At 42.1% G+C, this 1260-nt stretch carries 1 protein-coding gene; it reads right to left on the reverse strand.

Features of this window, described 5'->3' with window-relative positions; genetic code table 11:
* Positions 1-8: 8 nt before the first annotated feature.
* A protein-coding gene (locus KO537_RS22925) for an IS3-like element ISSba5 family transposase (protein WP_173244624.1) occupies positions 9-1186 on the reverse strand; the annotation gives its coding sequence in 2 pieces (ribosomal slippage) (positions 9-928 and positions 928-1186; 1179 coding nt in all).
* Positions 1187-1260 lie beyond the last annotated feature (74 nt).

The raw sequence follows: 1260 nt of genomic DNA on the forward strand, positions 1-1260 counted from the left end.
TGTAGTGGTCAAGTAAAATTGGCCACGGTTTTAGAGTCATTCCAATATAAACGTTCTGACTCATTTGGCGTTAACCCACCATTATATTGATGGGGTCTGGTCTCACTGTAATATCCAGTGATGTAATTTGTGATCTCTTTATCTGCTTCTGTAAAATTCCCATAACCACTGGCAGGTATCCACTCAGATTTCAAACTTCTAAAGAAACGCTCCATTGGTGCGTTATCCCAACAATTCCCGCGGCGACTCATACTTTGCTCAATCTGAAGACGCCATATTAATTGTCTGAATTTCAAGCTTGTGTAATGCGAACCTTGATCGCTGTGATATATCACATTCTCAGGCTTACCCCTTAACTCAAATGCCATTTTCAAAGCTTTACAGGTCAGCGCACTATCTGGTGATAATGACAAAGCCCATCCAACAGGTTTGCGGGAAAATAAGTCTAAAACAACGGCTAGATAGGCCCAGCGATTACCGACCCAAACATACGTCACGTCGCCACACCACACTTGATCTGGTTGAGTTACTGCAAACTGTCGATTAAGCGTATTGGGGATTGCAACATGCTCTTGTGTCGCTTTCCTATAAGAATGCTTAGGCTGCTGACAGCTTAATAACCCAAGTTTTTTCATTAGATTACGGGCTCGATAACGACTGAGACCAATCCCTTTGTTAGTCACTAATTGCGCTATCGTTCGCGCACCGGCAGAGCCATGACTAATACGATGTGCGGCCTTCACTTCACTGCATAAAATAGTAAAGTCTGTATCAATATGTTCTTTTCTTTTTAGCCAATACTTATAGCTACTTCGATGCACTTTGAATGCATTACAAATTGTGAGAATAGAGTGGCTCTGCTTGAGTGCGCTGATTAGCGTAAATTGTTCATCGAGTCTGACATCAAGAGAGCGGTAGCCTTTTTTAGGATAAGATTGTGCTCCTCAAGACGAGCTATTTGCTTCTTCAGCTCACGGATTTCAATTTGTTCAGGGGTAATCGGAGATGCTTTTGGTGTGCCACCCTGGCGTTCTAGTTTTAACTGTCTCACCCATTTATCCATAGTGGACTTACCTACGTTCATCGCCTTTGCAGCTTCGATGATGCTATGGTTTTTATCGAGGACTAATTGGGCTGCTTCAAGTTTGAATTCAGCACTAAATGTTTTTCTGGTTGTCGATCTCATGTTTTCACCTAAAGTCATCTACGAGGTAATAATATCACCTCTATTTAGGTGGCCAAAATTAGTGTGCCACTACA

The organism is Shewanella sp. NKUCC01_JLK (assembly GCF_019345615.1).
GTDB classification, from domain to species: Bacteria; Pseudomonadota; Gammaproteobacteria; order Enterobacterales; family Shewanellaceae; genus Shewanella; species Shewanella oncorhynchi.